General features: G+C 47.7%; 12 protein-coding genes. 11 read left to right on the plus strand and 1 reads right to left on the minus strand.

The window, feature by feature from the left end:
• Genes UQW94_RS18195 through UQW94_RS18245 form a run of 11 tightly spaced genes read left to right on the plus strand, consistent with a single transcriptional unit; the run spans position 1 to position 11200 of the window.
• Positions 1–369, plus strand: a complete 369-nt coding sequence (locus UQW94_RS18195) for a 3-hydroxyacyl-ACP dehydratase (protein ID WP_262665592.1) — start codon at positions 1–3, stop codon at positions 367–369.
• Positions 362–2068 carry a glycosyltransferase family 2 protein gene (locus UQW94_RS18200; protein WP_322142468.1) on the plus strand — a complete coding sequence of 569 codons (1707 nt, stop codon included), beginning with the start codon at positions 362–364 and terminating at the stop codon, positions 2066–2068. The genes UQW94_RS18195 and UQW94_RS18200 overlap by 8 nt, the downstream gene beginning before the upstream one ends.
• Positions 2052–3605, plus strand: coding sequence for an aromatic amino acid ammonia-lyase (locus UQW94_RS18205; RefSeq protein ID WP_322142469.1), 1554 nt, complete (start codon positions 2052–2054; stop codon positions 3603–3605). Before UQW94_RS18200 ends, UQW94_RS18205 begins: the two co-directional genes overlap by 17 nt.
• Positions 3605–4051 (plus strand): acyl-CoA thioesterase, encoded by a 447-nt coding sequence (locus UQW94_RS18210; RefSeq protein ID WP_025631406.1) that lies wholly within the window; start codon positions 3605–3607, stop codon positions 4049–4051. Before UQW94_RS18205 ends, UQW94_RS18210 begins: the two co-directional genes overlap by 1 nt.
• A complete protein-coding gene (locus UQW94_RS18215) occupies positions 4051–4671 on the plus strand; it encodes a LolA family protein (RefSeq protein ID WP_017819935.1) in 621 nt (206 codons plus the stop codon). The genes UQW94_RS18210 and UQW94_RS18215 overlap by 1 nt, the downstream gene beginning before the upstream one ends.
• A complete protein-coding gene (locus tag UQW94_RS18220; protein ID WP_104975964.1) occupies positions 4643–6985 on the plus strand; it encodes an MMPL family transporter in 2343 nt (780 codons plus the stop codon). Before UQW94_RS18215 ends, UQW94_RS18220 begins: the two co-directional genes overlap by 29 nt.
• On the plus strand, positions 6982–7593 hold the full coding sequence (locus tag UQW94_RS18225; protein ID WP_104975963.1) for a DUF3261 domain-containing protein: 612 nt from the start codon (positions 6982–6984) through the stop codon (positions 7591–7593). The genes UQW94_RS18220 and UQW94_RS18225 overlap by 4 nt, the downstream gene beginning before the upstream one ends.
• A 20-nt stretch (positions 7594–7613) precedes the next feature.
• Entirely contained in the window at positions 7614–8801 is a 1188-nt protein-coding gene (locus UQW94_RS18230) for a beta-ketoacyl-[acyl-carrier-protein] synthase family protein (protein WP_238970232.1), read from the plus strand.
• A complete protein-coding gene (locus UQW94_RS18235) occupies positions 8794–9258 on the plus strand; it encodes a hotdog family protein (RefSeq protein ID WP_017634799.1) in 465 nt (154 codons plus the stop codon). The genes UQW94_RS18230 and UQW94_RS18235 overlap by 8 nt, the downstream gene beginning before the upstream one ends.
• Positions 9255–9980 (plus strand): 3-oxoacyl-ACP reductase FabG, encoded by a 726-nt coding sequence (gene fabG, locus UQW94_RS18240; protein WP_005388326.1) that lies wholly within the window; start codon positions 9255–9257, stop codon positions 9978–9980. Before UQW94_RS18235 ends, fabG begins: the two co-directional genes overlap by 4 nt.
• Entirely contained in the window at positions 9977–11200 is a 1224-nt protein-coding gene (locus UQW94_RS18245) for a beta-ketoacyl-ACP synthase (RefSeq protein ID WP_047009505.1), read from the plus strand. Before fabG ends, UQW94_RS18245 begins: the two co-directional genes overlap by 4 nt.
• Positions 11201–11293: 93 nt before the next feature.
• Here UQW94_RS18245 and UQW94_RS18250 read toward each other — a convergent pair whose 3' ends face one another.
• Positions 11294–12862 (minus strand): class I SAM-dependent methyltransferase, encoded by a 1569-nt coding sequence (locus tag UQW94_RS18250; protein ID WP_322142470.1) that lies wholly within the window; start codon positions 12860–12862, stop codon positions 11294–11296.
• Positions 12863–12957: the final 95 nt, after the last annotated feature.

The raw sequence follows: 12957 nt of genomic DNA on the forward strand, positions 1-12957 counted from the left end.
ATGGAAAAAAGAAAACCAACTATTCAGAATATTGAAGTGAGTGACCACACCGCGGAGCTGTCGCTGCGAGTGGATGCTGACATCTTAGATTTCCAAGGTCATTTCAATCACTTCCCTCTTTTACCCGGCGTCACTCAAATTGATTGGGCGCTGTTCTACGCCGTTCAATATTTGAATACTCCCAAGGTATTTAAAGGAATGGAAGTCATCAAATTTCAAGAGCCGATTCTGCCAAACGCCGACGTTTGCCTCTCACTCTCTTGGGACAATGAGCGTGAGAAATTGACCTTTAAGTACACATCGAAAAGCGGTGAAACCTTGGTGACTCACTCGTCAGGAAAAATGAAACTGGGTGAGTCACGTGAGTGATTACCGTCCCTGCTTTTTAATTCCTTGCTACAACCACGGCAGCACAATTGCAGACGTGGTTGCGTCGTTATCCTCTTTCGCTTTGCCAATGCTGGCCGTTGACGACGGCAGCAATGAAGACACCAAACAAGCGCTTTCTGCTTTGAGTGAACAAGGGCTAATAAAACTGATTAGTTTGAGTGAAAACCAAGGTAAAGGTGGCGCGGTAATGGCAGGCCTACATCAAGCTCACCAACTTGGTTTTACGCACGCCATTCAAATCGACGCAGATGGTCAGCACGACCTAGAAGCATTGCCGAAATTGCTCAGCGCCAGCGAAACAAAACCAGATAACCTGATTTCGGGCCAACCGATATACGACGAGAGCGTACCTAAATCCCGTTTTTATGGTCGCTACGCTACGCACGTTTGGGTGTGGGTAGAAACCTTGTCACTGTCTATCAAAGACAGCATGTGCGGTTTTCGCGCCTACCCAGTGGCGAAAACGGTCGCCGTGTTGAACAAGTACAACATCGGCAAACGCATGGATTTTGATATCGAAATTCTGGTGCGAATGTATTGGGAAGGCGTCGATATTGATTTTGTTCCAACGCGCGTGATCTACCCTGAAGGTGGCATTTCCCACTTCGACGCATTGTGGGATAACGTCAAGATAAGCTGGATGCACACTCGCCTATTTTTTGGCATGTTGCCGCGCATCCCTTCACTACTCGCCAGAAAGCGCCGTCACACAGACGACAGTAATGCCCACTGGTCGAAACGAAAAGAACAAGGCACGATTTTAGGCATCAAAACCTTACTCGCGGTTTACCGCTTGTTCGGCAGAAAAGCGTTCGACCTGATTTTGAAGTTAGTCATGCGCTACTACCACTTCACGGGTAAATCTGCCCGCGAAGCGTCTGAGATTTACCTGCAAAACTTGCAGTACTACGCAGCGCAGCAGAACATCGCACTACCAAAACAGTTGGACAGCTATCATCATCTGCTTTCTTTTGGGCGTACCATGCTCGACAAACTGGCAGCATGGCAAGGTGACTTTAACGTCGATAACCTAACCATTCACGGCCAGCATCATTTCGAAGAGATGGCGCAGAAAAAACAAGGCGTGCTCATTTTAGGCTCGCACCTTGGCAATATCGAACTCTGCCGCGCGCTTGGTCGTCGACACTCTCATGTCAAAATCAATGCCTTGGTATTTACCCAACACGCTGAACAATTTAATGCGGTAATGAAGGCGGTAAACCCAAATTCGGAACTGAATCTGATTCAAGTCAGCTCAATGGGACCAGACACCGCGATTCTGCTTCAACAAAAAATCGAGCAAGGCGAATGGGTAGTGATCGTTGGCGATCGCACTTCCACCAGTAAAGAAAATCGGGTTGTTTGGGCAGATTTTCTTGGTAAACCCGCACCATTCCCGCAAGGCCCATTCATGCTAGCATCGGTATTAAAAGCGCCGGTTTACCTACTCTTCGGCCTACGCGACGACGAAGCAAACACTCCGCATTTTAATGTGTACTTTGAACACTTTAGTGACCAAATCACGCTACCGCGCAAGGAGCGTCAGCAGGCACTAGAACACGTTGTTCAACAGTACGCACACAGATTAGAACACCACACACTGCAAGCGCCGTTACAGTGGTACAACTTTTTTAACTTCTGGACTTTAAGTAATCAGCCACATGACAAACAACAATAATCACAACATCACTTTTGGTGCCCAATCTTTAACCATCGAAGATGTCGTTGCCATTGCTCAAGGTGCAAAGGCAAACATGAACACCTCGCCAGAATTTACCGCGAAAATTGATCGTGGCGTGGCGTTTCTGGAACGATTACTGAAAGAAGAAGGCGTTATTTACGGCGTGACCACGGGTTACGGCGATTCATGTACTGTGGCGATTCCACCCGCGCTTGTGGATGAACTTCCGTTGCACCTTACACGCTTCCATGGTTGTGGCTTAGGTCAAATTCTTTCTCATGAGCAAGCTCGCGCGGTGCTGGCAACCCGTTTATGTTCATTGTCGCAAGGCGTATCTGGCGTGTCTCACGATCTGTTGAACCAAATTGTTACACTTATCAACCACGATATTGCGCCGCGTATTCCACAAGAAGGCTCGGTGGGCGCAAGTGGCGATTTAACGCCTCTGTCTTACCTGGCGGCGACCTTAATTGGCGAGCGTGAAGTGCTTTACAAAGGCGATGTGCGACCAACACAAGAAGTGTTTGCAGAGCTGGGCATTGAGCCAATTCGCCTAAAACCAAAAGAAGGTTTGGCGTTAATGAACGGTACATCCGTGATGACTGCCCTCGCCTGTCTTGCCTACAAACGCGCAGAATACCTAGCGCAGCTTTGCACCAAGATTACCGCGATGGTCTCTGTGGGTATGCAAGGTAATGACTTCCACTTTGATGAAGCGTTGTTTGCGGTAAAACCTCATCCTGGTCAACAGCAAGTTGCGGCTTGGCTGCGTGATGATCTTAATGCTGAACGTCCGCCACGCAATAGCGACCGACTGCAAGATCGTTACTCGCTGCGTTGTGCGCCACACGTAATTGGCATGGCGCAAGACTCACTGCCTTGGCTACGTCAATTGATTGAGAATGAACTAAATAGTGCCAACGACAATCCAATCATCGATGGCGACAATGAGCGCGTTCTGCACGGCGGTCACTTCTACGGTGGCCATATCGCAATGGCGATGGATACGTTGAAGGTGAACATTGCCAACTTGGCTGATTTGCTGGACCGTCAGATGGCGCAACTGATGGATTACAAGTTCAATAACGGCCTGCCGTTTAACTTAACCGGTGCAGAAGGCGAGCGTAAACCTATCAACCACGGCTTTAAAGCGGTTCAGATTGGTATCTCAGCTTGGACGGCAGAAGCGTTGAAAAACACCATGCCAGCGAGCGTTTTTTCTCGCTCAACCGAATGTCACAACCAAGACAAAGTGAGCATGGGCACCATTGCGGCTCGTGACTGCCTACGCGTACTTGAGTTAACAGAGCAAGTTGCTGCGGCTTCACTCCTAGCAAGCGTTCAAGCGGTTGAGATTCGTCGCCGTCATAACGAATTGGACGAACACCACATGAGTCAGAGTTTGCGAGTAATTCGTGACGCCGTGCTGAGCGAGTTTGAGTTTGTGATTGAAGATCGCCCATTGGAACAAGATTTGCGTCATTTCATTGAACGCATTCAGCAACGTCATTGGCCACTCTACGCGGAGGTATAATGCAAGAGCAGGTTCTCTACCCATTAGAAGCGGAGGTGACTATGGTCACCTCATTCCAAGATGCTGACCCGATGGGCGTGATATATCACGGCAACTTCTTTCGGTATTTTGAAGAAGCGCGTCGTGTGCTGATGGAGAAGATCCAATACAGCTATCGCGATATGCAAGACTCTGGGTACATGTGGCCGATCATCGATACGCGCGTTAAATACGTGAAGGCGATTCCGTTTAATCACACCATTCGTATTACCGCGCAACTCACTGAGTGGGAAAACCGCTTACGTGTGGATTACGTGATTTACGACGCCGAAACGAATCAACGTATGTGCAAAGCGCATACAACGCAAGTCGCTGTATCCATTGAAAAGCAAGAGATGTGCTTTGTTTCTCCGGCAATCTTTTTAGATAAAGTAGAGCAATGGCACAACCATGGGAGCCTGAACTAATGCAAAAGTGGTTACTCTCTTTTTTGTTGATATTTTCTGTTCCAGCACTGGCCACACCGACAGCAAACGTAACAGATTTGGCGTCGCTTCAACAGCAGTTGTCTCAGCATGAAATCGTGCGCGGAGATTTTACGCAGCAGCGTCATCTGGAAATGTTCAGTCAACCTCTAACCTCTAAAGGTCAGTTCACGCTGAGCAAAACACATGGCTTGTTGTGGCAACAAACAGAACCTTTCGCAGTCAATTTGGTATTGACGGAAAACAAACTTCGTCAAACTTTTGCCGACCAAGCACCGAAAACGATCTCTGCACAAGAAAACCCAATGGCGTTCTACTTTAGTCATGTGTTTTTATCCGTGTTCCACGGGGATACTTCTGCACTGCAAGAACAATTCACACTCGATTTTTCAGTTGAGAACAATCAGTGGCAGCTCGTTTTAGTGCCCAAACAGTCACCATTAAATGCGGTGTTTAAAGCCATCACCCTTTCCGGTAAAACGCATATTGATCGCCTAACCCTGCAAGAGCTGCGCGGCGATAAGACCGAAATCACGTTTACAAACCAGACCTCTCTACCTCAGGAACTCACGGATGCCGAAGACGCTCAATTCCGTTTCTAAACTCAGTCTTGGCACTCACACCTTTGCTCTGGTTTGGCTCAATCTCGTTGTTTTAGCGGGCGCGTTGCTACTCAAACAATGGGTTTGGAGTGCAGAATCTCCGATTGAGACCAACATTTTAAAACTGTTGCCGAAGAACCAACAAAACCCGGTGGCTGAGCAAGCCTTTGAGTCGGTCTCGGCAAGTATGAGCGACAAAGTCATTTTCGTGATCACAGCGCCGGACAAAAATGCCCTTTTTGCAGCAGCCGCTGAATTTGATAAGGGTTTGCGTCAGAGTAATCATTTTCGCGATGTGGTGGGAAAAATCTCACCTCAAGAGCAGCAAGCTTGGGCGAGTTACTACTTTAAGCACCGCTTCCAATTGCTGACGCCTGAACAACGAGAGCGTTTAAGCCAAAATCCAGAACAGCAAGTGCAGCATGTGATTCAGTCGCTGTACAACCCGTTTTCTGGAGTGACCGGGCAAGAGTTACAAAATGATCCTTTCTTGCTATTTCGTGATTATTTGAGCCAAGTTACCCAGCAATCGTCCTCTTTCCGATTGGATAACGGCTATCTGTCCGTCGAAAAAGACGGTGCTCAATACTTGCTTATTACTGCCGAGCTAAAAGACTCGCCTTATAGCCTAACTGGGCAACTTGCAGTCCCTGATATTCAAGCGCTAGAACAAGGCGTCGCGCAGAAATATGGCGCTGAAGTCGCACATACTGGCGTTCTATTTTACGCTGACTTTGGTACGCAAAGTGCAAAATCGGAGATCAGCACCATCGGTGTATTCTCTCTACTCGGTATCATTGCATTGTTCTTGCTGGTCTTTCGGAGTGTGATGCCGCTGTCCCTAGCACTGCTTTCCATCACCATTGGTCTGCTCGTTGCGTTGTCCGTTACGACGTGGATTTTTGGAAAAGTCCATCTGTTCAGCTTAGTGTTTGGCGCAAGTTTAATCGGTGTGTCTATCGACTACGCATTCCACTACCTAACGGAACGTCTTGCGGCGGGAAATGAATGGGATAGCGAGCAAGGGTTAAAGCATATTTTCATAGCGATCACACTGGGCTTAATCACCAGTTTGATCGGCTATTTGGGCATGTTAGTGGCACCGTTTCCTGGTTTGCAGCAGCTTGCGCTGTTTTCATCCATTGGTCTGATTGCCGCTTACATCACCGTGGTGGCTTGGTATCCGATACTGGCTCGTAACCCATCGCGCACCATTTCGACTTTACCGGGACAATCACTGTTGGCGAAATGGTTAACGCTTTGGAATCAACCTCGAATTAAAGTCGGATTGCCGATGTTATGTGTGGTTGCGAGTGGCTTTTTCTTGCTGCAATTGAACTACGATGACGACATTCGTCTACTGCAAACGATGCCGAACGATCTCAAGCAGCAAGAAACCTTGATTACGACGCTCAGTGGCATGCAATCTTCACAGCAAATGTTGGTCGTTACCGCCGACGATGACGAAAACCTAATGAAAAAGCTGGAGTCTTTGACGCCAACATTAGAAGCGTGGAAAGCGGACAGCACCATCGAAAGCTACCAGAGCCTGAGCCGCTACTTGAGCTCAGTGGAACGTCAGCAACAAGACTATCAATTGATTCGCGATCTTTACGCGACACAATCCAGCCCACTAGCTTCCGGACTGAGCTTAAGTAAAAAGCCTAAAATGGACGCCGACTTTATCCCTGTCACGGTTGATCAGTACTTGCAAAACCCAGTATCAGCGCCTGTGCGTTTTCTCCATTTGGGTAAGATCAAAGGAAAATCTGCAACGGTAGTGGTGTTAAACCAATTGCAAGACTCCGCCGTTGTTAAGGCATTTGCCAAATCGCAGTCTGATGTTGTTTATCTAAACAAAGCTGAGGAAATATCCGCCCTATTTGGTGAATACCGAATCAAAATCATGGAACTATTGGCAGCCGCCAGTGCTGTGATCTTTCTGGTATTAATCAAGCGGTACGGTCTGCAACACAGTTGGCGAGTTTTACTGCCATCATTGATTGCTTGCGCCTGCGGTCTGGCAACGGCAGTCGCGATGGGAACAACATTAAACCTATTCAACTTGCTTGGCTTGGTGCTCATTCTTGGTATCGGGATCGATTACACTCTGTTCTTTGCCGAGAAAGCCCGCAGCGTGAGCACACTATTGGCGATCACCCTTTCGGCAATAACCACTGTGCTGTCATTTGGGTTGCTATCACTCAGCCAAACTCACGCGATTCACAGTTTCGGCATTACGGTGTTAAGTGGTATTTTTGTTGCTTGGCTGCTCTCTCCGATTGCGATTAAAACAGAGGAAACGACGTCATGATTTTTAACCATGCTTTTCGCTGCGCGACGTTAATCGTACTGAGTCTGTTTTTAAGTGCATGCAGCTTGGTCCCTCACCAATCGACGCCTCTGGTCGACATTGCCGAGCACACCCAAGTTAGCTTGCCCACTCCCGCAAGCTTGGGCTATCAGTTGTCTGCCAGTCAGTTAATTACGGCTTCTTGGGCAATAGATGGTAAAACCAAATCTGAGCAACTTCCGGTACAACTGCAAGTGATCAACAACGAAGTGGTGCTGGCAGGCTTCTCATCCTGGGGGACGAGAGTACTCTCACTGTCTTACGATGGAGAACAAATTCAAACCGAAGTGCTCAACGGTTTACAAGGTTCGCTACCGCAGCCAGAACAGGTATTATTTAACCTGATGATCACGCTCTGGCCGAGTTCCGCTTGGGAAGGATCGTTAAATGAGGTAAGGTGGCGAATTATTGATAAAAATAATTCTCGCGCCATCTTTGATAGCGGCGGTGAAAAGATCATTGAGATTCAATACAGCTCTTCTAACAAGTTAGAGGGTAAGATTGATTTTCATCACCTCAAACATCAGTTTTCAATTTCTATTCAAACACTGCAACATCAGATTAACTAAGAACAATTTAGAATAACAATATGCCTATTCGCTCTTCTCAACCTTTGTATATTCAGGCCTGTGGCTTTCACTCTGCCATGGGGCAAGATGACGCGCTCATCCACCAGTGTTTATCGGGAGCGAAGCCATCCAACATGGTGGTTGACCAAGATATTTTAATTTCAGGCCGCCAAACAGTAATCGGTCGAATCGCACAGGCGTTACCGCAATTACCACCCGCACTCAGCCAGTTTGATACAAGAAACAACCGCCTCGCACTTTCGGCTTTGCAGCAAATCGAAAGCGACGTGCGTGACGCCATGGCTAAATATGGTCGTGACCGTATCGCAGTCGTGATCGGCACCAGCACATCTGGCATTTCAGATGGCGAAATCGCATTTGGCGAAAAGCTGGCAAACGGTAATTTTCCTGCCGACTACCATTACACCAAACAAGAGCTTGGCAACTGCAGCGATTTTATTGCCGCCTACTTTGATTTGAGCGGCCCACATTACTCAGTTTCAACCGCCTGTTCTTCTAGTGGCCGTGTCTTTTTAACCGCGCAACGCCTGATTCGCTCTGGCATTGTTGATGCAGTTATTGTGGGTGGTGTGGATACCATTTGTCGCCTCACACTAAACGGCTTTAACGGTTTAGAAGCTCTATCCGATACCCTTTGTAAGCCGTTTGACCAACATCGCAACGGCATCAATATCGGTGAAACCGCAGCATTAATGTTGCTAAGCAAAACACCTGCGCCCGTTGCTCTTCTCGGAGCTGGCGACAGCTCAGACGCACACCATATTTCCGCACCACATCCAGAAGGGTTAGGCGCAGAAGAAGCGATGAAAAAAGCGTTGGCCAATGCAGGACTTACAGCGCAAGACATTGGTTACATCAACGCGCATGGCACAGCAACGCCGTTAAACGATGCGATGGAAAGCAAAGCCATTCATCGCTGCTTTGGTGACTCCGTTCCCGTAAGCTCGACAAAGCCACTTACCGGACACACATTAGGCGCAGCAAGTGCAACGGAAGCCGCGATCGCTTGGCATATTCTCAAGTACAACCTTGATTTGCCAATACAACACTGCGAAACCAAAGCAGACGATATCCATATATCGTTAGTTGAGACGCCAACCAAACTGGGTAACAAAGCGATTCTCAGCAACTCTTTTGCTTTTGGTGGCAATAATATTAGTCTTATTTTTGGTTACGCTCATGACTAAACTTCCTCCCATCGAACAACTTTTGCCACACGACAAACCAATGATCTTGGTCGATCGTGCTTTGGATGTTCAACAAGATACGATTCACTGCCAGGTTGATATCGCAGAACACAACCCGTTCTTCGACTCGGCCTCTCAAACTGTGCCAGCTTACGTTGGCATTGAGTTTATGGCGCAATCTGTCGCGGCGTGGTCTGGTTACCACGCATTAATGAAAGAACAAGCGCCACCGATTGGCTTTTTGCTTGGTAGCCGTCGATACACGTCTGAATGCGATACGTTTTCTCGCGGACAGGTGCTCGATGTGTATGCTGAAAAAGTTATGGAAGATAACGGTATGGCGGTTTTTTCAGCCCGTATTGAGCTACAAGGAACTGTTGTAGCGACTTGCCAATTGAACGTTTACGTTCCATCAGAAGAAAAATTACAAGAAATGAAAATCAGGAGTCAACAATGACCCGACAAGTCCTCGTTACAGGTGCCAGCAAAGGCATCGGTAAAGCCATTGCCGTTCAATTAGCCAAAGATGGTTTCCAAGTCATTGTCCATTACATGGGCGATCAACAAGGCGCGCAAGACACCCTAAACACCATCGAACAGCATGGTGGTAGCGGTCGTCTTATCCAATTCGACATCAGTGACCGTGCAGATTGTCGTGAGAAGCTAGAAGCCGATATCGCCGAACACGGCGCTTACTATGGCGTAGTAAACAACGCTGGCATCACAAAAGATACCGCTTTCCCTGCGATGACCGAAGAAGAATGGGATGGTGTGATTCATACCAACTTAGACAGCTTCTACAACGTTCTTCACCCTTGTGTTATGCCAATGGTGCAAAAGCGCAAAGGCGGCCGAATTGTTACGCTTGCATCAGTCTCGGGCCTGATGGGGAATCGTGGTCAAACTAACTACAGCGCAGCGAAAGCGGGCGTAATTGGTGCAACAAAATCACTCGCGCTTGAACTGGCAAAACGCAAAATCACCGTCAACTGCGTTGCTCCAGGGCTTATCGACACAGGCATGGTAGACGAACACGTGAAAGAACATGCGATGCCGCAAATTCCTTTGCGCCGCATGGGAGAGCCAGAAGAAGTTGCTGGTTTAGTCAGTTACCTTATGTCTGACATCGCAGGCTATGTAACTCGCCAAGTCATTTCGGTAAACGGAGGCCTAGTATGAGCCGTCGAGTTGTTGTAACCGGAATGTCAGGCGTGACTGCGTTTGGTAACGATTGGCAGTCTGTCGAACCAAAACTGCGTGACTGCCAGAACGCGACCCAATACATGCCTTCTTACGAACAGTATGATGGCTTGAACACCAAGCTCGCGGCACCCATTTTAGATTTTGATCTGCCAAAGCACTACAAGCGCAAACAAGTACGTGGCATGGGGCGTGTTTCCAAATTAGCGACCGTCGCAACAGAAAACGCACTAAGCCAAGCAGGTTTGATTGGTAACGACGTGCTAACCAACGGTCAAACGGGTATCGCATACGGCTCATCAACAGGCAGTACCGACGCAATCGGTGCATTTGGTGTCATGCTAAATGAGAAAACCACTAAAGCGATCACTGCAACGACTTACGTGCAAATGATGCCGCATACTACGGCAGTGAACGTTGGTCTATTTTTCGGTTTGAAAGGCCGAGTGATCCCAACCAGTAGTGCATGTACCTCTGGCAGTCAAGCAATCGGCTATGCCTACGAAGCGATCAAACACGGCTACCAAACGGTGATGGTTGCTGGTGGCGCTGAGGAATTGTGCCCAACGGAATCTGCTGTCTTCGATACCCTTTTTGCCACCAGTCTGAAGAATGAAGACCCGAAAAGCACACCAAGACCTTATGACTCCGATCGCGATGGTTTGGTGATTGGTGAAGGTGCGGGAACACTGGTTCTGGAAGAGTACGAACACGCCGTCGCTCGTGGCGCGAAAATCTATGCAGAAATCATCGGTTTTGCCAGCAACTGCGATGCCGCACACGTCACTCAACCACAGATGGAAACCATGCAAATCTGTATGGAAATGGCTTTGCAAAACGCGGGCATTCCTGCTGAGAAGATCGACTATGTATCTGCTCACGGCACTGCCACCGACCGCGGCGATATTGCGGAAAGCAACGCAACAGCGAATGCTCTGGGCAAAGTGCCAATCAGTTCACTCAAGAGCTACTTTGGCCACACACTAGGCGCCTGTGGCGCGATTGAAGCGTGGCTAGGTTTAGAAATGATGCACACAGGTTGGTTTAACCCAACGCTCAACCTAGAAAACCTCGACGAGCAATGTGGCGATTTAGACTACATCGCCGGACAAGGCCGAGAGCTGGACGTGAAATATTTGATGAGTAACAACTTCGCCTTTGGCGGCATCAACACCTCCATCATCTTTAAAAAGATGTAATGCCCTTAGTAAATGCAAAAGCGCTGGTTAACCAGCGCTTTTTTGTTGGTGGCTATCAGGTTCATATATCACGCTGTAACGGCAAACAAGACATTACCATTCCGCGATACAAAGGCGACTTTTAACACCACGAATTTGTAATCCCATCGCTTCAAAGACATGCTCAAAATCTTGACAAGATGCAGGCACATTAGGTAGCGACAATGAAGCCTCGGTAAAAAACGTCCGACTCAAATTATCCGTCTCTCCCCAAGCTAACTGCCACCAATCCAAAATTCGCGGCTTGGATGCGTTTAATCGATAGCTAGCAGGAATACGATCACGCTTGTTTAGGTTTTCAACCTTAGATGTTGGTAGTAAGTTCCACTTATCATTGTTGGGCCAATAAGCAAATGGCAAACAGTGATCAACGTGATACTCATTTCGTAATTTGCTTCCACTCCATACACTGACAATGTCGCAATGGCTGAGCTTCAACTGTTCAATTCTCTTTCGCACGACTCGCGTATCATGGTCTTTATCAATCCAGACCAAACAATCATGATACGTTTGCAGTGGAATACCCCGCTCTTGATTAGACCGAAATCGTTGCATTTCCATAATCCATTGGTTGACCACCAGCGGCTCAATCCAAGAGTTATACAATCGAAAACAATCCCAAAGGCTTTCATCCAACACAAACAGCCCATAACCTTCGAGGAACTCGCTATCCACAACAATTGAACGTTTTGGCTTCTTAGCTGAACGAATCATTTCAAAGTAAGGGTTTGATTTATCACCTTGATAGGTAAAAGTGACGGGACCATCTTTTATGGTTTTTAAGCTGTCTTTTATCGCTTTATCAAGCGCCACTGCATCTTCACCAAAAAATGTCGTGCCTATAGCAAGATCATCAGGACTTAAATGGGAAAGTCTGCCCCAGCCATCGGGCTTTATAAAACCTAGCCCTTTAGACGAGTTCGAGCTTTGCTGGATGTTCTCTTTATCGATTAAACGCTTAAATTGACGAATCCAATATAAGCCAACTAATCCTAATGGGATTGCAACTTTACCTTCGCTGCGATCAACCACTGCACCAGAATGAGCGTCTGCAATACGTAGTAAAGTACGTAGTAGTGCGAGCTTATAGGTAGCCGATTTGGAATCATTGACGATAATGTGGCGAACCTTATTCAGATCACCGGAACCATCATCAGGCAAAGACATCACTACAGTTTGCCAAGATACACCCGTTCGCTTTAACTGATCGTCATCGAGAGATACGTTTCTCACCATTAAAGCGCTATTCTTTGCAAACTTTTCGAGCTCTTCAACCGATACGGGATAAGCTTTACGACCGTCAGAAAAGTCACCGTGACGAAGGCTAATCACCAATCGACCATTAGGCGCTAACAAATTTGCAAGTTTGCGAAATGCACGTTCACGGTGCGTAGGCGCAAGATGCATCCATACCGCACTGACAAGAATTAAACCGAAGCGAAAGCCAAGATTAATGGTTTTCTCAAGCTTAGGTAATGCATCTTCAAGCCAAGTAACGGAATCGCCACAGTAAGACTTACCAAGCCTTAGAAGTGCTTGAGCAGGCTCAATCGCAACAACTTCACACCCATGCTCAGCCATCCATTTCGCGTCTCGACCAGAGCCCGCGCCAACATCTAACACACGATCTCCAGCCTAGGGCCAGAAGACTCTCCAACTCGCGTGGACATCCTCAAACTGGATCGATGTGTATTGCTTCGCGAAAGAGTCGGCGTGTC

Source organism: Vibrio sp. PBL-C16, from assembly GCF_034321865.1.
GTDB lineage: Bacteria > Pseudomonadota > Gammaproteobacteria > Enterobacterales > Vibrionaceae > Vibrio > Vibrio alginolyticus.

What these genes read in the sequence shown, in the direction of transcription:
- fabG (WP_005388326.1), top strand. Translation starts at nt 9,255, where the DNA reads ATGACCCGACAAGTCCTCGTTACAGGTGCCAGCAAAGGCATCGGTAAA.
- UQW94_RS18205 (WP_322142469.1), top strand. Translation starts at nt 2,052, where the DNA reads ATGACAAACAACAATAATCACAACATCACTTTTGGTGCCCAATCTTTA.
- UQW94_RS18210 (WP_025631406.1), top strand. Translation starts at nt 3,605, where the DNA reads ATGCAAGAGCAGGTTCTCTACCCATTAGAAGCGGAGGTGACTATGGTC.
- UQW94_RS18215 (WP_017819935.1), top strand. Translation starts at nt 4,051, where the DNA reads ATGCAAAAGTGGTTACTCTCTTTTTTGTTGATATTTTCTGTTCCAGCA.
- UQW94_RS18235 (WP_017634799.1), top strand. Translation starts at nt 8,794, where the DNA reads ATGACTAAACTTCCTCCCATCGAACAACTTTTGCCACACGACAAACCA.
- UQW94_RS18195 (WP_262665592.1), top strand. Translation starts at nt 1, where the DNA reads ATGGAAAAAAGAAAACCAACTATTCAGAATATTGAAGTGAGTGACCAC.
- UQW94_RS18220 (WP_104975964.1), top strand. Translation starts at nt 4,643, where the DNA reads ATGCCGAAGACGCTCAATTCCGTTTCTAAACTCAGTCTTGGCACTCAC.
- UQW94_RS18225 (WP_104975963.1), top strand. Translation starts at nt 6,982, where the DNA reads ATGATTTTTAACCATGCTTTTCGCTGCGCGACGTTAATCGTACTGAGT.
- UQW94_RS18245 (WP_047009505.1), top strand. Translation starts at nt 9,977, where the DNA reads ATGAGCCGTCGAGTTGTTGTAACCGGAATGTCAGGCGTGACTGCGTTT.
- UQW94_RS18230 (WP_238970232.1), top strand. Translation starts at nt 7,614, where the DNA reads ATGCCTATTCGCTCTTCTCAACCTTTGTATATTCAGGCCTGTGGCTTT.